The following is a 19180-nucleotide window of genomic DNA, read 5'->3' on the forward strand; positions in this document are numbered from 1 at the left end:
TCTCTTATATTATTTGCGTGAATGCCAACTCACCACTGTTATTATCATAAATAAAGAACTCATCATTTTTTAACCTGGAAATTTCTTCAGGTTTAATAATATTTTCTCTTTTTAGCGTAACATTTTTTGCATTTGTCGTTCCATATGAAAATCTTCCTACAATATTCATATTGTCCGTGTATGTGTCACTTATTTCCTTCTTATCATACGATCCCACAATATCCGAATACTTTTGACATGAATATGCTGATATATGTCTTGAAAGCATCATTTTAGACATTCTGCCCAAAACGGAGTAAAACAAATTATCTTCTCCAGAAAAATCCGCATATACATCTGTCCCAGACATACAAACAACCGATTGCATTCCTGATGTTTTCAAGTAATCTTCAACAAGCTTATTGCCCTCAGGTTTAATACCATCCAGGCATAGATAAACCCGTTCTCCTTTATTCTTCAACATTTCTATCTCAGACATTATTATATTTAACAACAATTTATTAGCGTTACTACGCAAGTCAATTACAACTGCGCCTCTCTTTTTTGCAATCTCAGCAATACTTACTGCGTTATATAAATTATTTTTCTTGGCAAGAATAAATTCCGCCTCATTCTTCAATTCCGAGAAAAAATTTTCTATATTTCCACGTTCCAGTTCTCCCTGTACTATTTGTGTTAATATACTTCTTGAAATGCTCTCTGTTATCAATCCTTTTGTCTCTGCTTCATTAACCTTATCTATTAACATAAGGTGTGGGCATGTTATATACATCCAAATATATGGCTGTATGTTTTTTGATCTTATAAAACTTGAAATTCCATCTATATAATATTTTCCAGTCCCTTTTATATCATACTGGTCATTTTTTGAATTCATTATAATATGGCAAATTTCATTGTCATTCAGTCCTATAAATGGATCATAAAAAGGAAATTGTCCATTCAAAAAAGTCACATTTGAAATTCCAAAACAATTCACCAAATAATTTTCCAAATTATAATTTCCCTCATGGAGAACAACCGGTATGTATCCTTGACCATATGCACATTCAATTCCTTTTGCCAACGCACGTAACCTAATAAATTCATCTCCACCGGACAAGATTATATTTCCTATAGCCTCATTGTTATCAAAATAATCTTCAATCTGACTTGGCTGATAGTATGTTATCCCTTGAGACTGTACATTTTCAGCCTGGATTCTTTTCAGTTGTTTTTTTTGTTTATGACGTTTTATCAGCGCCCAAGTTAATCCTAGCGGCGAATCGAATGCATCATTAATATCTCCCATACACTCACCTCATTATATATTTTATTTATATTCATCAAACATGAATATAAATGGTTCTTTAAACGGCATACCTATAACTGCTTCACCTAGTCTAAGATCTCTTAAATCCCAATCTTCTACGACATGTGCCCTTTTTTCTTCTTCGGTAATAATATTGGTTAATGTTTTTCTTTGCTCGATAATCACATTTTCACCATATAAATCAGAAGTAAACTTCCTAGTCTCCGCATCATTTGCTCTAAACGAAAACACAGACGAAAATCCAGCTAATATGTTTTTTCCTCTTTCCTCACCATATGCTTCTGTCATTTGGTTTACTGACTGTATTCCAGCCATTATTTTTAAACCTAGGCTTCGTCCAAAATTCACACCATCGTCAATATGCTGCAGATATGGCAACAGTTTAAATTCATCAAATATCATATATACATTACCATTCTGATTGCCTCGTCCCAACACCTCTTTCAAAGCTAAATCTATCAATAAACTATAAATAGGTGCCAATGTATCTCCTAACGATAAATCATATTCAATAAATAATACTTTTCCACCTTTTTTCCTAACAAAATCCCTTATTGAAAAGGATCCCTTATCAGCAAAAACTCCTGTTAATATTTTTCTTATGCTCCCCAGTAGTTCAGAGTAAACTCCTAATGCCTGTCCACTTGCATCTTTATCTATATAACTATTAACAGAAGACCATTTAGGGTGTTTAGAGATAAAACTTCTTACCATAGTAATCGTTGAGGCATCAAATGTCTTTTTAAGTACAGAATTGTAATAATTCTTTCTCTTATACTGAGGATTATTCCTTCCACGTTCCATCATGCAAAGTATAATTACCGCAAATAAATCTCTAGCTGCATTGGGGAAAAATGGATTTTTACTTTTTTCGATTGCCTCTTTAAATATAGACCATGATATTTCATAAATATTATTTTCTATTTCCTGACTATCCCAACCATCTGCTAAAATCTCTCTAAAAAGATTCCATTTTTGAGACTTTGACCTATACTGAATAGAATTACCCAATATCAAATCATCTTCCGCACCAAATTTATTATAATAGTCCCCCTTTGTGTCAAATATTATCATCACATCATTTTGAGTCATCTTTCTTTTGAGTTGATCTAATATAAGATAAAATGCATTGGTCTTACCACTACCCGTACCACCCGATAACAATATATGCTTACTCATAATATCATTATCTATATTTAAATATTTTCTCGAATTATTACAATAACCTGGTAATGATATATAATTTAAACCACCACATACATTGTTTTCACCCAAAATCGAGCCAAACACCGGCTTTCTATTGACATTCATCCTGACTTTCTCTCTCCTCATTTACAAGCTTTTCAAAATAAATAGTATTTAAAACAGAAAATATTTTTTTTAAATTTTCTATTTCATCAATTTCTAACTTTTTTTCATTTTGGCTTATTTCTCTTTTACATTTTCTTATTTTGTTATATGAAATGTCATTATCCTCCAAATATGCCATAACATTTGTTAACAAATACAGCTCTCTTTCATTAGAAATGATTCTGTCCTTTCTATGCTTAGCTAAATATTCATTAATTTCATCATACTGAAACACGGTTAATCTATTTGAATATCTTTTTATAAATCTCTCCAACAAATACCATTCGTCGTCATTAAATTCATATATTATCATTATCTTATCCTAACATATATTATATTTTGCGTTGGATTTACATTAACAGATACTTCTCCAGCCATTCTTTTTGCATTCATAACCTCCAATGTATACTCCAACACAATTTTCTGAATTAAATTTGTATCCAAATTCTGTGGCAATTTAAGGACAAAATCATAACATTTTTCTCTTATTCTTTCATATATCTTTTGACCTAATTCAGCTCTTGACGACACAACATATTTGTCCTGATTATATATAAAAAATTTATTATTATTTGCCTTAGGAATTATACTTCTGTTCCAATAGTGATCCATCGAAATCAAAGTATCATCAATTAAAAAATAATCGTATCTTATATAATCGTGCATTGACAAGGTGGCATCATATGTAACATCAACATGATAAAAATCATTATCAATCTTAACTAAATTCCATGCATGCTCTTCTGAATCGGAAAGTGTATGTACAAACCCTTTTCCATATATTAAATAATTTTCAATTCCCAACTCATCCAAAATTAATTTGTAAAGTTTTGAAAAACCATCACAAACACATTTTCTCTTCAATAGAGGGCCAATAATTGTATGCACCTCATAATCATTCTGCTTTTCATATTTAATGTTGCGAATCAAAATATCATGTAAATGTTTTGCTATACCATTTACCCCTTTATCCTCTTTTAATCTTGATAAAATAATGCCTACTTCCTTTTGACATCTTTCTCGTAACTCCTCAGTCCGTTTTCTTGTATATTTATATTTAGGAAATATATTGATTTTTTGCCCAGTTTCCTCCCATGTCCATTCATCAACAAAAAATAACCACGGAGTATCATCTAGCAAATCACGCAATGCTTCATTAACATTAATATTTCCTATATAATATCTATTTACTGTTATTTTTTCCTTATATCCACTTAATTCCTTTAAAATTTTTCCTTTTAGCGAACTTGTAATTAATTGTCTGTCATTCATATATAACAGCTTCTCCACCTCTTATATACCCTTGTTCAACTCTCCATTTTGATGGTTTCTTTTTATCAAAATTAATACCTAAATATCCTGTGGTTTCAAATTTTTTCCCCTCTGATTCCAAAATAACACTAAAATCGATTAATGCAGCCCTAGAAAACCAATCCCAAGTAACATATTTATTTGTTATAGTGACATTCTTTATATTATCTTTTGTACAAATCAAGTATTCACTTGTATCATCCGAAATCTGGCTATACTCACCAATAATTAAGTTTTTCACTAATTCTTCATCAACAGAATTCTCTATCGCACTTATTTTTATTCTATGATTCATAAATATACATATCACTAATAAAATGACTATTATAACTGAAATATTTTTTTTAATGCTCCCATTCATTTTATCACTCTCCTAATCGCATTCCATTCCTAAATAATAATCAACCTCACCTGAATTACTATAAATTGCAATATAATACGTTTTTCCTGCTGTTAATATGACTGTATGAGAATTATCATAAGTATCACCATCATTTGACTTGAATGATGTTGACTGACCATCTTTATTCGATATTTTTATTCGAACTCCATCACTATTACTTGTTACAACTTCAAATTTAACTTTATACTCTCTATTTCCATATGATGGATGGTAATCACTTTTCAACGTAACAGTATACTCGTCCTTGTCAGCTGTATTGTTTAAAGAGCCTGTAAAATTAATCTTGGTATATGGGTTCCATGCTTGAACTGTGTCTGATATTCCATATCCTAGTTCTGGTTGTGTCTTTTTCCTCCATCTGGCACTGTCTGCAAAATAAAACAATAACACCGAAGCCACACATACAATGAGCACAACTACCTCTGCTCTCAATGTATTTTTTTTATTTTTCACTTGCTGAGCAGCATTGATACTTACCGGGCGATTTGTCAATGCTACGACTTGTCCCGGTGTAGGTGCAATTCCTGGTATGCTTTGTTGCTTAGACACAGCAGCTTGTATATTATTATTAAACTTTTTATCAATCTCACACCATGGACATGTATGTAATCCTTTCATATATTGATGAGTTGGATTAACCTTACACTGTTGCAAATTATTTATAAAATGTTCTAATGCATTATGCCATTCTCTCGCCGTTGGACGCTGCTTAGGATCAATTCTCCCATCTATAAAAGCTCTATCAAATAACTTTGCTATCTCTGTTGGAAGAGTATTCTTATCTGCTACTGCTTTAGACATATGTATATACCCAGGTTTAAAACAGTACATATCTTTTTCTACCGCAACACTTCCCACTCCCGGTGATCTTGTTGAAATAGACTCATTACTATTTGCAATTATACCACCAAATGGTGTATATCCGTTCATTATCAATCTAAAAATATGTATTGCAAGTGCAAAATTATCGCTTTCCTGTGTGAAAGTCTCTAATGGTGCATCTTCATATGTATATTTTTTCCCGGTTCGTGGATTTATTTGCCTACATTTCGAAATTATTTCTGGTGCTACATATCCATCAAGACACATTTTACATCTATAAGTCTTACCTGTTTTTTTATCCTTAATATGATATGAATCTGTATCCCAAAATGCAACATGACCAGTATTCATATCAATACCTATGTTACATGGATTAAAATCACCAAATACAAAACCTGCTTTGTGTACCGCATCTATCACTGCACAAATATTTTGTGCGATAATTAATTTTTGTTCAAATGTCAAATCTTTATATGTTGCAGCTGGATATTCATAAACAGGTGTCAATTCTCCTGATACCTCTATTTTGGGCATAACAAAACCGACAAAACCGTTTCCATTCGAATAAACGATGTCCAAAGGCCAAGCAATCTGAGATAATACAGACTGATTCGGTGGATTTGACACCATTACTTTCAATTTTTCTTCTAACTCCTTTGATCGTATACCCTGATGATAAATTTTAGCACATTTATTCCATTCCCCTGTAATATCATAAATTGTACCTTCTCCGCCACTACTGCACGAAGTCGAACTAAGTTCATATGTTTTCCCTGACAAACCAGTATATCTCATAATTATCCCCTCATCCTACAAACCATTTTACTATTCCAAATATTACATAAACGACTCCACATCCAATCACTGAGACCAAAAGTCCCAGAAAATTCCCACATATTCCAATAATTGTAGCAACCAGATATTTTAGTATATAACCATCTCTTTTTTCTAATTCATTGATGAAATAGCTCAAACCTGTATAAATACTTATACCTAACATTACTATCAAATATACCCAGTCTGCACCTGTTGATACTCTGAAATCCCATTTATATAAAATTTCAAAGTTTAAAACTCCAAATATCACTATCCATACTAAATAAACTAAATAATGTTTATATCTTGTTTTAGAAACATTTGCCAGAATATTTTGTAGCCTATTCTTTTTTTTATATGTAGTATTCTTCTTTACTTTGCCACCTGCTCCTTGTTGTTTGAACGTTTTCTGCGTAAGTGAAACATTCGTTTTCGGATTAGTATGAACTTTTTCATGAGTTTTTTTATTGAATGTTTTTTGTTGAAGTGTCTTATTACTGTTTGATTCCATTATTTGTATCCTGCAAATCGTATGCTTTTTCATTGAATCTATTTTTATATCTTTGTATAAGTTTTTCCCAATTTGGCTCCTTATAATAATCTTCAGCCTGCATATGAAAATCCACATCCGTATTGATTGCTACTACTAACGTTTTATCATCATCTACAACTTCTTCCGGAAGTTTTTCCATATAAAGTTCTCGTCTTTGCTTGATTTCATCTTCGTTTATTTCTTGTTGAATAAAAATATATGGATCTAAAAAAAACTTTGCCAAAGATGTATAAATATTCACTGCTTCCTCTTTAAGGTATATAGGAAAGAAAAGTTCATACATGCCATCTGTTGCCAACAAAATACTTACTACACTATTCTCAAATTTTCCAAATTTCCAATATTTTTCACCAAAACACAATGGGAAAACCCTTCCTTCGCTATCTCGTTGTTGCTTAGTTACATTATAAAATTTTCCATCCTCTCCTAATGCTATTATTCCACTGTCTCCGGAATGTCCAAAAAACAAATTGTTTTCTTTCAATACCGCAAGAGAAAGCGTAGTATCATACTGATTTATATCTCTTTGATCCTGCATAGCTCTTATTTGAATTGCTTCAAGAGCTTTTATGAAAGCTTTTTTTATTGCACAAATAATATCCCTATCTTTTTTATTCTCATTAATCTCCTCACTACATACATCAATAGCAACATCAACTGCAATCCGTGAGGCAATATCCGAATATAATTCACTACCCAAACCATCCGCAACAGCAGCAACACATAGATTCTCATTTATCTCCCGAATAGCATGTGCATCCTGACAAACAAGATTACGCTTGGCATGTGCAATTCCCCTTTGAGTAAATCCATATGTATATATCAATCTTTAATCCTCCTCATTACTTTCTATCTTATTGGTTTAAACTACTACAACTATGCCATATTATATTCAATCATCCATTCGATCACTTATAACCATTTCGACAGTTTTGGGAAGGTCAACTGTTCGGGAGCAAATCTGAACAGTTGACCTAATCAACTTATTTAACCAGTTAAAAAAAGTCATCGAAATTACGTCCCTTTAATTTTAATACCCTCCTACCGTCACACAGTTTGTCCAATATAGATATATCAGCATCCTCCATAGCCAAGCTCCAAAGGTATAAGCATTCCCTTTTTTCCAAATCTGCAACTTTAGCAGCAATTTCATCAATAGAGGTATTAGGATAACCATCTGTAATCATAACTATCCACGGTTTATAAAGTGGCATCCCTATATCTTCATAATAAAAATGACTCCTTTTTCGAACCATATCAATGGTCATTTTCAATTCTTTCTTCACATCTGTGCCACCATTGGCTATTAAATTAACAGATTCCATATATTCTACGGGACAACATTTTTGAACACGCCTAATAGTCGAATTAAATTCTACTATTGCTACATCAAGTATATTTCTGACTCTTTCTTCCTTGCATAGCTCTTCTTTAAATCTATTTATGCTCGCATTCAAAGAAGTAATTGCCTCTTTTTTCATAGACAACGAGGTATCTAATAGAAACAAACAAGCCATATATGATTCATTCTCTCTTATTTGTCTGTTATATCACAACAGTCATCATTAAATATGTATTTAAATGTATCCATATATTTTCTCTGTCTTTATTACATCCAATCGCCAGTAAACTTATCAGCATACTCTGGAAGTCGAACTACATTTTCATTTTCTCCTGGAAATTTTTCAGAAATTGGATTTCCACTAGTGTTAATCCAATCAAACAAACCAGAAAAGTTAAGTGTTTTTAATCTTAATACCTTTCTGCCACATAGTTTGTTTAAGATAGATATATCCGCTCCCTCCACTGCAAAACTCCAAAGGTGAAGTTTGTCTTCCTTTTCTAATTTAGCAATATCAGCAGTAATCTCATCAATAGAGTTATTAAAATAACCATCTGTAATCATTACTATCCATGGCTCATATGGCGTTGTACCTGCAATTTCGTAATAAAGATTATTTCTTTCCTGAACCATGTCAATAGCCTTTTTTAAACCATTTGACACATCTGAGCTTCCATCAGCTGTCAAGTTAACCGATTGCATATATTCTACTGGGCGCCACATCTGAACGCACCTAACAGTAGTATTAAACTCTACAATTGCTACATCAAGTATATTTTTAATTCGCTCATTTCTACATACTTCTTCTTTAAATTTATCTAATTCAGCATTTACAGAATTAATTGACTTTCCACGCATAGAGGATGAAGTATCTACTAAAAATAAGCATGCCCTATGTGGTTCATTTACACTTGCCATTATGGGTATATCCTTTTTTAATTCCATATCGAACATTCTCTTTCACTGTCTTTATTACATCCAATCAGGGTCTATAACCTTATCAACATTTTCTGGAAGTGGAACACCCTTTGCTTTTTCTCCTGGTGTACTTCGAGAAATTGAACGCATACTCATATTAACCCAATCAAAAAAATTTGAAAAATCATGTCCCTTTAATTTTAGCACTCTCTTGCCACCACACAATTTGTTTAATATAGACTCATCCGCCCCTTCAACTGCTAGACTCCAGAGATGAAGTTTGTCGTTATCTTCCAATTCAGCAATATCCGCAGCAATTTTATCAATAGAGGTATTAGGATAACCATCTGTAATCATAACTATCCATGGTTTATAAGGAACTGTACCCGCAACTGCATAATAAAAATGACTCCTTTCACGAACCATGTCGATAGCCATTTTCAATCCGCCCTCCATATCTGTACCACCATTAGCTATTAAATTAACAGGCTCCATATTGGCTACCGGCTGCCAATTTTGAACAAGCCTAGCAGAATTATTAAATTCTACAATTGCTACATCAAGTATTTTTTTTGTACGCTCATCTTTACAAACTTCCTCTTTAAACCTATTAATGCTTGCGTTCAAAGAAGTAATTGCATCACCGTTTATCATAGATCCTGAGGTATCTAATAAAAATAAACAAGCCATGTGTGATTCATTCGTACTTATTATTGTTGGCATTTCATCATTAAATCCCATAATACTTAGCTCCTCTCTTTACATTCCTTTATTCTTCTATATTTTAACTTTCTCTATAATTTCATATCAGATGCCTTATTTCCTGATACAGCAATGGTTCGCCATCAGATATTACAATATTTGATACTTCCTACATTTCACAAAGCATATTAAGAAATTTAAAAACATCTTTTAGAAACTATCAATCATTTTTTTCAAATACAAGCATATTAAATGTCTGCTTCTGATATCTATCGCCGATACCAATCGTTGATAAACAGCCCGCCAGACAACCTCTGTCCTCTACTACAGGGATTTCCTGAATCTCAACCAGTCTCCAACCTCCCGCTGCTTCATGATTGATAATATTCGCGTACTGATTAACCGCCTCACCATAATTACCATTTTTGTTAATAGTCAAATAAATTGGTCCTGGTACTGTCTTGTATTGCATATTCATTTCCTCCTAAATTATTATTTTAAATTATTACTTACGGATAATCCACTCCACCGTTGGGCGGATGGCACTTGGATAATCTTTTTAAACCTTTTATCATTCCTAATACAACTCCATATTTATATACTGCCAATTTCATATATTGTGAACATGTAGGTTCAAATCGACATGACAGCCGAACATTACTTGGTGCATATTTCTGATATATTTCAATTATCCAGATTAAAAATTTTTTAAAAAATAGAAAAATAATCAAACAGTCAAACAATAATATTGCGATAACTATAACTTTTTTCCCTAAATTCATAATAATCGCTAGATGATCAGATAGTGTAACTCCCATTATTGAAAGTAGTACAAATATTCCTAAATAAAGAATTCCGGGAAATAGTTTTACATTAGGCCTGACTAATTTATGATGTAACTCTTTTTCTGCCTGCCTCATCTGCTCCAAAATAATTTCTTTCGCTAATGTAACGCTGTCATTAACGTTATTGGAAATTGATTGATCATATGTATCATTCATGTAAGAACTTTCCATTTTTTCTTTTATACTTATATATGGACTTTTTTCTATCTGGATATTGTCTGTTTTTTTATAATCGTTTTTTCCCATTCTTCTCTGTTAATGTATTAAATAATTTTTTTTGCGACCCACCTTTACTTTCTAGTAAAGTATCCACTGCATCCTGAAGAACTTTCGTATTTATAATAGTATGCATGGTTCCTTGAGCACCATATTTTCCCATTACTATCCTGTTCTGATGGATCTGCCCATCCGCAATCACCACAGCAGTATGCACAACATACTCCTATTGGAATCACCACACTTTTTTTACTTCTCTCCATATCATTTTCCTCCTTCTTAATGTATATTATTTGTGATGTCTCACAAAGTTTAACTATACTATTTCGTAATTTTTCTTTTCTATCTTTCCATCAATATCTACTTCAAAAAAAAATATTTCCGGTATTTCATGAACAAGTACTAATGGAAATAATATTTTTCTTAATCCATTGCCGTCCATTATTCTCCTTGCATAATAAATATCTGAATAAGACAAACATTTATTTTTATATGTATGACTATGTATAAGTCCTGCGAACTCAATATTCTTTTCTGCCCAATCACTTAATATTACATTTAAAACATCAACATTAGGATGATACTCATTAATATTGTTTTTCGCGGTTTCATCAAAATAGTAATCACAAATTATTTTTTCTCTATATCCTAAAATTCCTCCTGCTTCAGGTGTTATCCGTCCCAATGTCTGAAGTATATTAAGATATATCTTTTTCTGTATTCTTATATGATCTTTTCTCTCATTTATCATATTAATGATTTTATCATAAAAAAAGCACAGAAACCGTTCCATGCAAAACTGACATTTTATATTGCATTTTCGACAAAAAACAAAACAGCCCGACATCCCTCCATCCAATTGACAGAGTTCATATCGAGCTGCCTCACATTTTATATTATTTTGTTACTTAATTCAATAACTATATATCATCCCTCTTTAATGAGATACCTTTTCGTTCGTTATCCTACTTATACCCTTTCTCCTTCTCATATGCTATTATAAAATCCCGGTTTGCCAGTTCGTATTTATTAAATACTGCTGTGTCGTCAAAATCATCCGGCTCGACCGTTCCATGATACCAGCTTTTGGAATTGAAATATGCCTGATAATCGGCGTCTTTGAACTTTCTTCCATGACGGGCATACAGTTCGTTACATGCCAGACGGATCTCATCCGGTGTTAATCCAGCCAGATCATCCTCTGTCAGATATTCGCTGTCACTATATGGAAGAATGTAGTCATCGGAAGAATCATCTTCTGATGTTGGATTATAATAAAACGGCTCATACGCTCTACCGCTATATTCACATTCATCCTCCAGATTATCCACACTTAACTGTCGTGGATAATAGGATGGTCCTGCAACAGAATATATCTTACCAACTATGCACAACTCACCATCCTCATCTACATAAGGTACCGCATCCCGCACATTGGATAAAGCAATCGTCCAGTTATAAGTTTCTTTCAGAAAAGAATCCGTTCCTTCCATATCTTTATATGTATTGGTAAAACAACTGTCCATTGCATCCTGAACGTTTTTTTCATATGAATTTTCATCAATATCCAGATAAGCCAGCACATCATCCTTTGAAAGAAGTACATCTTTACGAAGATCGATCGTATATACATAAAAATCTGTATATTCATTTGCATCAAAATCCACCCGCACAACTACCGACAACAGATCCTGATAAACAGACCACTCATATCCGATAGCGATACAATATGTATATTCGGTTCCCGCTTTCGCCATATAATCATTTCCGAGCTTCTCTATCTGTGTATTTACATTTTCACAGGCGGTACTATCATAATCTATGTATGGTAAGTGGTATACAACCTCTCCATCTTTCGTCTGCACTTTTCCGGACATTTTCGAATCAACAACCATATTATCTGAATACGCTTCCGGCATTTCACCGGTTCCAAATCCCACTTCTTTTTTTTCCGGAAGTGCGGATGCCTTGCCATCTGATCCTGCTGCAGAAGAAACCTCCTCTGATGTTTCCGTGTCAGCACCTGTATCCGTACCGGTTGTTTCATCCGTTTTTCCGGTTTCCTCTGTCACGGTTGTTCCGGTCTTTTTGCTGCTGCCATCAGCATCTTTGTTTAAGGAAAAACTGCACCCCATGAGGCTGCCTGCCAGTGCTATACTTAATACTATAAATCCTGCTTTTTTTCTCATCCTTTTTACCCTCGTTTCTTTATCTTATAACTGCCAGTTTATATTTTCAGCATTTTTTGCTACCAGCAGTTTGGTTCTGAGTTCTGTATCATCCAGGTCTATAAAATCACCATTTGAATAATACTTCCACTGTGCTACTTCCTGATTTCCTGACCAGTTCATTTCACTGATCACATAAAACTGCATCGAAGCCAACGGTTCCTCACGATATTTCATATATCCATAACAATCGTTAAAATGTTCCCTATGTACCAGTTCCTTTATTTCCATAAATTCCTGTTCATTCTTTACCTGCCATATGGATAGTCTGCAGTCCTTTTTAGGCTTTCGTATTATTTTTTCAACAGATCGGTTGAACAAGATGGATATACAGATATAGAATACCACATATTCTAATATATACACTCCAATATGTACAGAATCTCCCATCGTTGTATAAAAGCGTTCCTGCTGCAACTGATTGCGGTAATATATAATTACCTCCGTAATATACAACGATAAAATAACATCTGTTACAAGCTGTCCTATTGTGATTGCCGACTGCATACATTTTGAGTTAGCAAAAAAACGAATAACCGCCAGCACAATTGCTGTTATTACAGCAACGATCAATAGCACAATTCCTATAGTCCCAATTGAGGAAAATATCCAGTCCTTTTTATCTTTTATGCTTGGATTAACTACTTTTCGCGTACATTTTTCCAGGGACTGCACAGCCTCATTGGAATACAGTAAGGACAGAAAGCCCATTCCAAATCCTATTAAACATACAAACAACCCCATTAATTTCTTTTTCATATCTTCATCCCCCATATCTTGTATATTTCTCCAACAATATATTCGTCACACCCTCAGGCAAAAACCGCTTCCATTTCAACCCCAAGTACATCCCCAAGCGTTTCTGCCACCTTCTCCGCAGCATAAAGCTTATAATACAGTCTGGAATCCTGTTCTCCCATCTGGAAATATCCATCGATGATCGTATCAGAAACAGCCACTGCATAATATACTTCTCCCGGCACACTATCCTGATTGTTTGGATCAATATTTCCCGTTGTACCGGTAATACCAATTCCGATGTCTGCACGATATGCCCATTTACAGGCTTTCGCCATTGCTCGCGCTGTTTCTTTGGAATATACACCATAAGTTTCTATCACAGCTTCCGGTACGCCCTGCATAATCTTTGCTTCGTTGGAGTAGGTTACAAATGCTCCTTTTAATATTGCAGATGCCCCTTCAGTATCTGTGATCAATGAAGCAATCTGCCCGCAGGTGATACTTTCCATGGTTGTGATCGTCATTTTCCGGTCGATCAGACAGCCTGTCAATCGTCTGTAATTATTCCGTATTACCTTTTCCATTTGTTCATCCAGTTTTTTCCCTGCCATTTTTCCTTCCGCCTTTGTTGCCTTTAATCTATTTATTATTATAATATATTCACAGAAGGATTTCCACAAGTGGAAATCCCTCTGTCATTTCTATTTATTCTCGTTCTTCTCCACAACCAGAATCTTCTCGCCGTTCTTCACCTTTCCGGTCTTTACCGGGTGCAGCTTATAGCCATCCGGAAGCTCTGTTATGATGACAGGGGATATTAAGGATGGCGCATGCTTCTTCAGATAAGGAAGATCAAGCCGCATGACCGGCTGTCCGGCAGCCACTGTCTGTCCGGTCTCAACCAATACGTCAAAGCCTTTGCCATTTAGCTTTACCGTATCGATTCCGATATGGATCATCACACCGATTCCCTGCTCCGTTACCAGCCCTATGGCATGCTTCGTATCAAAGACAAAGGCAACTGTTCCGGCAACCGGTGCGGTTATTTCAGGATCCGTTGGCAATACAGCGATTCCATCACCCATCATTCCACTGGAAAATGCCTCATCCGGCACCTTCTCCAGTTCACATACCTCGCCTGTAACCGGACTCAATATAGAGACTGTATTATCATCCATATGCTTTTTCTGTCTATTTCTTGCATTTCTTCTGTTCTTCTCTTGGCCTGCAACGACATCCTCTCTTTGTCCTCCCACGTCTGCAATAACCGCTTTCTCATCATCCCCCTCCAGATAATCTTCCAGATTGGATTTGATCACGGACACCTTCGGACCATAGATAACCTGTACGCCATTTCCTTTTTTCACCACACCGGATGCTCCGCTTGCCCGGAGAATATCTTCTTTTACAAGAGCTGCATCATATACCGTACAACGCAGTCTGGTTGCGCAGCAGTCAATATCCGATATATTTGCCTTGCCGCCAAGCCCTTCACAGATCAGCCTGGAAGTCTCCATCTGTGGGCTATGATTCCGGAAAATATCCGTATTCCGGTCATTGTCTGATCCCTGCTCTCCGGCATTTTCTCCATGCTTTCTGGCATCTACATCACTTCGACGATATAATTTTACTTCGTCATTGTTATCTCTACCCGGTGTTTTCAGATCAAACCGCCGGATCAGATAATAGAACAATACATAATATACGATAAAATAACCGATACCGACAATGATGATCCAGATCCAGTTCGTCTTTGCATTTCCTTGCATGATGCCGAACAGGGTAAGATCGATCAGACCGCCGGAGAAGGTCATTCCCACACCGACTTCAAACATATGCATCAGCATATAAGCAAAGCCTGCCAGAATACAATGGATTCCATACAGAGCCGGTGCAACAAATAAAAATGTGAATTCCAGTGGCTCTGTAATACCTGTGATCATGGCTGTAAGGGCTGCGGAAAGAAGCAGTCCGCCTGCTGCCTTCCGTTTCTCCGGTGCTGCTGTTTTATACATGGCAAGAGCCGCTCCCGGCAGGCCGAATATCATAAGCGGGAATTTACCGGACATAAATCTGGTGGCCGATACCGCATACTTTGTAACAGATGGATCCGCAAGCTGTGCAAAGAAGATATTCTGCGCTCCTTCTACAACACGCCCGCCAACCTCCAGCGTTCCTCCGACCGCAGTCTGCCAGAATGGTAGATAGAACACATGATGCAGGCCAAATGGTATCAGCAGACGTTCCATAAATCCATATACCCAGGTTCCTGCATAGCCGGAATTTAAGACCAGATCACCTACTGTATAGATGCCCTTCTGGATCGCCGGCCAGATAAAGAACATCAGAATACCAACTCCGGTATATACCAGTGCTGATATGATCGGAACGAATCTGGAACCACCAAAGAAGGACAACACCTGTGGCAGTTCAATCTTATAAAAGCGGTTATGCAGGGCAGCCACACCAAGGCCTACCAGAATACCGCCAAATACACCCATTTGCAAAGATGTGATACCGCAAACAGAAGTAACTGCCCCTGCAAGCATTGCTTCCGTACCACCATTTATCGTGATCAAGGCACTGATCGATGCATGCATGATAAAGAATGCAATAGCTGCTGACAGTGCAGCGACCTCTTTCTCCTTTTTTGCCATACCGATCGCCACGCCCATGGCAAACAGGATCGGCAGATTGGCAAATACCACATTTCCTGCCTCGCTCATTACTTCAAATACAGCAGCAAATATCGTTCCCGGTCCAAGGATCCGCATCAGCCCATATGTTTCAAGCATGGTTTCATTGGTAAAGGAGCTTCCGATTCCAAGCAGCAGTCCAGCTACCGGCAGGATTGCGATTGGAAGCATAAACGACCGTCCAACCCGTTGTAATATTCCAAATATTTTATCTTTCATATAAAAAATCTCCCTGTTTCACAGATACATTCATACGAACTAGTATCTGCAAAACAGAGAGAATCATTCTATTTTTATGAAAAAACTTCTTCTTTGTATGGTCTTCCGATCTTTACGACTTCTCCATTATCCAGAGTTACGGTTGATCTTGAATAATGCTTGACGTGCTGACGGTTGATAATACAATTACTGTTTACACGGACAAATACCTTTGGAAGATTTTTCAAAGCATTTGTCAATGTAATATACTGCACATAATCACCTCTTGTTGTACAGTATCTGGTGAGACGATCATCTCTGTGAATACAGATGATCTCCGAAGCTGAAAAAATATTGATCGTTTTACCATAGCAGACCCGGATAAAATTACTTCTGCTCATATTCAGACGCTTGATTGCCATATCAACGGCATGCACCAGCTTGATATCCCGGTTTCGCTTCATAACACAATTGCAGTGCTCCACGTCATAGATATCCCAGCCATCCGGAATATGGTCTGCATAAAATATAATCTTGCAATTTGGAACAGAACGATTGATGGCTCTGGCCAGACAGATCCCGTTATATTGCAGATTGTCAAATACGATCTCCGTGATAAATATATCACAGGAAAAGGTACTTTCTTCTACATCTATAGACGCTTCTTCCGGCAGATACAATTCAAACTCTACATTATCCAGATCCATACGGGATTCTATAAAATCCTTCACAGCTTCCACTTCATGCATAGATGAATCACATATACCAATTTTCATTTGTATAACACTTCCCTCTCATTTGAATGCCACTTGTAAATTTTAGTATATTTCTTAGATATATGCAGTATTATTGTTAGTTTTTACATATAATAGAAGTGTCACTATCTGTTTCTTTTTTGATATTTATTAGAAAATACTTAAAAAGAAAAGGAATACCATCATGACACTGAATTATAAAATTATAGGATCACGCATAAAAATACGCAGAAAAATGAAAGATGTCACCCAGGAACAGATGGCGGAAGACCTTAATCTGTCTGTAGGTTTTATCAGTCAACTTGAACGTGGTATCTGCAAAGTGAGTCTGGATACACTTGCAAATATCACCGAATATCTGGATTGTACTTTTTCTGATATTCTTGAATACAATCAACATTCTGAAAGCTATAATCAATCGAAACTGAATGCTCTTTATTCATCCTTATCCCTTGAAGACCAGCATGTTATGCTCAGTCTGATGGAGGCTTACACAAAACACCGCTAATATCCGGAAATTAGAATACCATAAAACAGACTAAAAAAAACGTAGATTGTCAATTCTACGTTTTATCATGCATAAATGACATGTACAACTGACATTTCTGCTTTTTTTCTGCATAATTTACATCATAATAACAATAACAAAACTCCGATCATCAAAATTAGAATCCTAATTCCAGATAACCGGAGTTTTTATTATGTTTATTTTATTATTCTTTCGAATCTGTTATTTACTTATCTTACGGAAATTCTTCTTACCACGTCTTACAACGATTCCGTCTCCATCAAACTTCTCTTCCGGAATTGTAACTGAGATATCAGGTATCTTATCACCATCAACTGCAACTCCGCCCTGCTCTACCGCACGTCTTCCTTCATTTCTGGAGGATACCAGACCGGACTTTACAAGTACGGATACGATATCAATCGCACCATCCTTGAAATCATCGTCTGATAATGTAACAGATGGCATATCAGCAGCAACACCCTTGGAGAATAATGCTCTTGCACTCTCCTGTGCCTTTACTGCTTCTTCTTCGCCATGAACCAGCTTTGTAAGTTCAAATGCAAGGATCTCTTTTGCTGTATTTAACTGGCTTCCTTCCCAGCTGTCCATCTTGTCGATCTCTTCCAGTGGAAGGAAGGTCAGCATACGGATACATTTTAATACATCGGCATCTGCAACATTTCTCCAGTACTGGTAGAACTCAAATGGTGATGTCTTGTTTGGATCCAGCCATACAGCACCCTTCTGCGTCTTACCCATCTTCTTGCCCTCTGAGTTCAGAAGCAGGGTGATCGTCATGGCATATGCATCCTTGCCAAGCTTTCTACGGATCAGTTCTGTACCACCAAGCATGTTGCTCCACTGGTCATCACCACCGAACTGCATATTACAGCCGTATTTCTGGAATAACTCATAGAAATCGTAGCTCTGCATGATCATGTAGTTGAACTCTAAGAAGCTTAAGCCCTTCTCCATTCTCTGCTTGTAGCACTCTGCACGAAGCATATTGTTGACTGAGAAATGAGGACCAACCTCACGAAGAACATCTATATAGTTCAGATCCAGTAACCAGTCTGCATTATTTACAAGCAATGCCTTGCCTTCTGAGAAATCGATAAAACGGCTCATCTGCTTCTTGAAGCATTCTACATTATGAGCGATCGTTTCTGTTGTCATCATCTGTCTCATATCGGTACGTCCGGACGGATCACCGATCATAGCTGTACCGCCACCAATCAGGGCGATCGGCTTATTACCTGCCATCTGTAAACGCTTCATCAGACAAAGTGCCATGAAATGACCGACATGAAGACTGTCTGCAGTTGGGTCAAATCCTATATAAAAAACAGCTTTTCCATTATTTACCAGCTCTTTGATCTCTTCTTCATCTGTTGTCTGGGCAATTAATCCTCTTGCCACTAACTCGTCATAAACCTTCATTTTTTTCCTCCTGTAACAGCA

At 35.8% G+C, this 19180-nt stretch carries 22 protein-coding genes; 1 reads left to right on the plus strand and 21 read right to left on the minus strand.

What is annotated here, in order from left to right; all coding sequences use genetic code 11:
- Window positions 1–4 precede the first annotated feature (4 nt).
- The 20 genes from DXB77_RS07480 to DXB77_RS07575 all read right to left on the minus strand — a co-directional run bounded on the left by DXB77_RS07480 (window position 5) and on the right by DXB77_RS07575 (window position 17229).
- Window positions 5–1291: a hypothetical protein gene (locus tag DXB77_RS07480; RefSeq protein WP_118662933.1), complete on the minus strand. Its 1287-nt coding sequence runs from the start codon at window positions 1289–1291 to the stop codon at window positions 5–7.
- 21 nt (window positions 1292–1312) lie between these two features.
- Window positions 1313–2623: a type IV secretion system DNA-binding domain-containing protein gene (locus DXB77_RS07485; protein WP_182439445.1), complete on the minus strand. Its 1311-nt coding sequence runs from the start codon at window positions 2621–2623 to the stop codon at window positions 1313–1315.
- Window positions 2610–2975, minus strand: coding sequence for a hypothetical protein (locus tag DXB77_RS07490; RefSeq protein ID WP_118662935.1), 366 nt, complete (start codon window positions 2973–2975; stop codon window positions 2610–2612). The genes DXB77_RS07485 and DXB77_RS07490 overlap by 14 nt, the downstream gene beginning before the upstream one ends.
- Window positions 2975–3934 carry a transglutaminase domain-containing protein gene (locus tag DXB77_RS07495; protein WP_118662936.1) on the minus strand — a complete coding sequence of 320 codons (960 nt, stop codon included), beginning with the start codon at window positions 3932–3934 and terminating at the stop codon, window positions 2975–2977. The genes DXB77_RS07490 and DXB77_RS07495 overlap by 1 nt, the downstream gene beginning before the upstream one ends.
- Complete coding sequence (locus DXB77_RS07500) at window positions 3927–4334, minus strand: hypothetical protein (protein WP_118662937.1); 408 nt, start codon at window positions 4332–4334, stop codon at window positions 3927–3929. Before DXB77_RS07500 ends, DXB77_RS07495 begins: the two co-directional genes overlap by 8 nt.
- A 12-nt stretch (window positions 4335–4346) precedes the next feature.
- Window positions 4347–5993, minus strand: a complete 1647-nt coding sequence (locus DXB77_RS07505; protein WP_118662938.1) for a hypothetical protein — start codon at window positions 5991–5993, stop codon at window positions 4347–4349.
- A gap of 10 nt (window positions 5994–6003) precedes the next feature.
- Window positions 6004–6525, minus strand: a complete 522-nt coding sequence (locus DXB77_RS07510; RefSeq protein ID WP_118662939.1) for a hypothetical protein — start codon at window positions 6523–6525, stop codon at window positions 6004–6006.
- Entirely contained in the window at window positions 6509–7393 is an 885-nt protein-coding gene (locus tag DXB77_RS07515) for a protein phosphatase 2C domain-containing protein (protein ID WP_118662940.1), read from the minus strand. Before DXB77_RS07515 ends, DXB77_RS07510 begins: the two co-directional genes overlap by 17 nt.
- 169 nt (window positions 7394–7562) lie before the next feature.
- Entirely contained in the window at window positions 7563–8048 is a 486-nt protein-coding gene (locus tag DXB77_RS07520; protein WP_207665157.1) for a hypothetical protein, read from the minus strand.
- Window positions 8049–8176: 128 nt separating this feature from the next.
- Window positions 8177–8854 (minus strand): VWA domain-containing protein, encoded by a 678-nt coding sequence (locus DXB77_RS07525; protein WP_182439446.1) that lies wholly within the window; start codon window positions 8852–8854, stop codon window positions 8177–8179.
- Window positions 8855–8881: 27 nt separating this feature from the next.
- Entirely contained in the window at window positions 8882–9568 is a 687-nt protein-coding gene (locus tag DXB77_RS07530; RefSeq protein WP_118662943.1) for a VWA domain-containing protein, read from the minus strand.
- Between the two features lie 181 nt (window positions 9569–9749).
- The gene (locus DXB77_RS07535) at window positions 9750–10001 is read right to left on the minus strand and encodes a DUF4177 domain-containing protein (RefSeq protein WP_182439447.1); all 252 of its coding nucleotides are present in this window, start codon (window positions 9999–10001) and stop codon (window positions 9750–9752) included.
- A gap of 37 nt (window positions 10002–10038) precedes the next feature.
- Window positions 10039–10254 (minus strand): membrane protein insertion efficiency factor YidD, encoded by a 216-nt coding sequence (gene yidD, locus DXB77_RS07540; RefSeq protein WP_243100167.1) that lies wholly within the window; start codon window positions 10252–10254, stop codon window positions 10039–10041.
- A gap of 410 nt (window positions 10255–10664) precedes the next feature.
- A complete protein-coding gene (locus DXB77_RS07545) occupies window positions 10665–10853 on the minus strand; it encodes a hypothetical protein (protein WP_147353803.1) in 189 nt (62 codons plus the stop codon).
- Window positions 10854–10906: 53 nt separating this feature from the next.
- The gene (locus tag DXB77_RS07550; protein ID WP_147353804.1) at window positions 10907–11341 is read right to left on the minus strand and encodes a hypothetical protein; all 435 of its coding nucleotides are present in this window, start codon (window positions 11339–11341) and stop codon (window positions 10907–10909) included.
- 214 nt (window positions 11342–11555) lie between these two features.
- The gene (locus DXB77_RS07555; protein WP_118662947.1) at window positions 11556–12779 is read right to left on the minus strand and encodes a YARHG domain-containing protein; all 1224 of its coding nucleotides are present in this window, start codon (window positions 12777–12779) and stop codon (window positions 11556–11558) included.
- Window positions 12780–12803: 24 nt separating this feature from the next.
- Complete coding sequence (locus tag DXB77_RS07560) at window positions 12804–13577, minus strand: hypothetical protein (protein WP_147353805.1); 774 nt, start codon at window positions 13575–13577, stop codon at window positions 12804–12806.
- 53 nt (window positions 13578–13630) lie between these two features.
- Window positions 13631–14170 carry a nicotinamide-nucleotide amidohydrolase family protein gene (locus DXB77_RS07565; RefSeq protein WP_118662949.1) on the minus strand — a complete coding sequence of 180 codons (540 nt, stop codon included), beginning with the start codon at window positions 14168–14170 and terminating at the stop codon, window positions 13631–13633.
- Between the two features lie 90 nt (window positions 14171–14260).
- Window positions 14261–16474, minus strand: coding sequence for a PTS transporter subunit IIABC (locus tag DXB77_RS07570; RefSeq protein WP_118662950.1), 2214 nt, complete (start codon window positions 16472–16474; stop codon window positions 14261–14263).
- Between the two features lie 74 nt (window positions 16475–16548).
- Window positions 16549–17229, minus strand: a complete 681-nt coding sequence (locus DXB77_RS07575; RefSeq protein ID WP_117785045.1) for a LytTR family DNA-binding domain-containing protein — start codon at window positions 17227–17229, stop codon at window positions 16549–16551.
- 163 nt (window positions 17230–17392) lie between these two features.
- Between DXB77_RS07575 and DXB77_RS07580 the strand changes: the two genes are divergently transcribed.
- Window positions 17393–17716 carry a helix-turn-helix transcriptional regulator gene (locus DXB77_RS07580; protein WP_117808395.1) on the plus strand — a complete coding sequence of 108 codons (324 nt, stop codon included), beginning with the start codon at window positions 17393–17395 and terminating at the stop codon, window positions 17714–17716.
- Window positions 17717–17938: 222 nt separating this feature from the next.
- Here DXB77_RS07580 and tyrS read toward each other — a convergent pair whose 3' ends face one another.
- The gene (tyrS, locus tag DXB77_RS07585; RefSeq protein ID WP_117808396.1) at window positions 17939–19159 is read right to left on the minus strand and encodes a tyrosine--tRNA ligase; all 1221 of its coding nucleotides are present in this window, start codon (window positions 19157–19159) and stop codon (window positions 17939–17941) included.
- Window positions 19160–19180 lie beyond the last annotated feature (21 nt).

Origin of the sequence: Clostridium sp. OM05-9 (assembly GCF_003481465.1) — a bacterium.
Taxonomy (GTDB): Bacteria; Bacillota; Clostridia; order Lachnospirales; family Lachnospiraceae; genus Coprococcus; species Coprococcus ammoniilyticus.

Bases quoted from the DNA above. Each gene is read 5' to 3' on its own strand.
- DXB77_RS07505 (WP_118662938.1), bottom strand. From the start codon at position 5,993: ATGAGATATACTGGTTTGTCAGGGAAAACATATGAACTTAGTTCGACT.
- DXB77_RS07570 (WP_118662950.1), bottom strand. From the start codon at position 16,474: ATGAAAGATAAAATATTTGGAATATTACAACGGGTTGGACGGTCGTTT.
- DXB77_RS07575 (WP_117785045.1), bottom strand. From the start codon at position 17,229: ATGAAAATTGGTATATGTGATTCATCTATGCATGAAGTGGAAGCTGTG.
- DXB77_RS07500 (WP_118662937.1), bottom strand. From the start codon at position 4,334: ATGAATGGGAGCATTAAAAAAAATATTTCAGTTATAATAGTCATTTTA.
- DXB77_RS07580 (WP_117808395.1), top strand. From the start codon at position 17,393: ATGACACTGAATTATAAAATTATAGGATCACGCATAAAAATACGCAGA.
- DXB77_RS07480 (WP_118662933.1), bottom strand. From the start codon at position 1,291: ATGGGAGATATTAATGATGCATTCGATTCGCCGCTAGGATTAACTTGG.
- DXB77_RS07560 (WP_147353805.1), bottom strand. From the start codon at position 13,577: ATGAAAAAGAAATTAATGGGGTTGTTTGTATGTTTAATAGGATTTGGA.
- tyrS (WP_117808396.1), bottom strand. From the start codon at position 19,159: ATGAAGGTTTATGACGAGTTAGTGGCAAGAGGATTAATTGCCCAGACA.
- DXB77_RS07535 (WP_182439447.1), bottom strand. From the start codon at position 10,001: ATGCAATACAAGACAGTACCAGGACCAATTTATTTGACTATTAACAAA.
- DXB77_RS07485 (WP_182439445.1), bottom strand. From the start codon at position 2,623: ATGAATGTCAATAGAAAGCCGGTGTTTGGCTCGATTTTGGGTGAAAAC.
- DXB77_RS07555 (WP_118662947.1), bottom strand. From the start codon at position 12,779: ATGAGAAAAAAAGCAGGATTTATAGTATTAAGTATAGCACTGGCAGGC.
- DXB77_RS07545 (WP_147353803.1), bottom strand. From the start codon at position 10,853: ATGGAGAGAAGTAAAAAAAGTGTGGTGATTCCAATAGGAGTATGTTGT.
- DXB77_RS07550 (WP_147353804.1), bottom strand. From the start codon at position 11,341: ATGATAAATGAGAGAAAAGATCATATAAGAATACAGAAAAAGATATAT.
- DXB77_RS07565 (WP_118662949.1), bottom strand. From the start codon at position 14,170: ATGGCAGGGAAAAAACTGGATGAACAAATGGAAAAGGTAATACGGAAT.
- DXB77_RS07530 (WP_118662943.1), bottom strand. From the start codon at position 9,568: ATGGGATTTAATGATGAAATGCCAACAATAATAAGTACGAATGAATCA.
- DXB77_RS07495 (WP_118662936.1), bottom strand. From the start codon at position 3,934: ATGAATGACAGACAATTAATTACAAGTTCGCTAAAAGGAAAAATTTTA.
- DXB77_RS07490 (WP_118662935.1), bottom strand. From the start codon at position 2,975: ATGATAATATATGAATTTAATGACGACGAATGGTATTTGTTGGAGAGA.
- DXB77_RS07510 (WP_118662939.1), bottom strand. From the start codon at position 6,525: ATGGAATCAAACAGTAATAAGACACTTCAACAAAAAACATTCAATAAA.
- DXB77_RS07520 (WP_207665157.1), bottom strand. From the start codon at position 8,048: ATGAAAAAAGAGGCAATTACTTCTTTGAATGCGAGCATAAATAGATTT.
- DXB77_RS07525 (WP_182439446.1), bottom strand. From the start codon at position 8,854: ATGGAATTAAAAAAGGATATACCCATAATGGCAAGTGTAAATGAACCA.